The organism is Tritonibacter sp. SIMBA_163 (assembly GCF_046535935.1).
Classification (GTDB): domain Bacteria; phylum Pseudomonadota; class Alphaproteobacteria; order Rhodobacterales; family Rhodobacteraceae; genus Epibacterium; species Epibacterium scottomollicae.
In genome coordinates this window covers 1-249 of sequence record NZ_JAWJBP010000986.1, presented here as the reverse complement: position 1 = coordinate 249, position 249 = coordinate 1, and the positions used below count along the sequence as shown (strand labels likewise).

Sequence of the window (249 nt, the reverse complement as noted above, 5' to 3'; positions counted from 1 at the left end):
CAGATGCGCCCCCAACACGGTCGCCGCGCCGAAGTCGTGTCCGACCAGCACCGGATCGGCAAGCCGGCGGTCGTCCAGAAGTTCCCGCAGCACCCGGGCGAAGTTGCGCAGCCGCACTTCCTGACCGTCGTACTTGTCGGATGCACCGTAGCCGGGCAGGTCGATGACGTGGCAGCGGAACCGGCCGCTCAGCCGTGCGACCGCTTCCCGCCAGATCAGGCCGCGGAACGGCGTGCCATGGACGAACAC

General features: G+C 69.1%; 1 protein-coding gene. It reads right to left on the bottom strand.

Translation table 11 applies throughout. The annotated features are described in order from the left end of the window. Positions 1-249, bottom strand: a 249-nt coding sequence (locus R0J92_RS25290) for an alpha/beta fold hydrolase (protein ID WP_411053714.1), incomplete at both ends; no start/stop codon positions are given.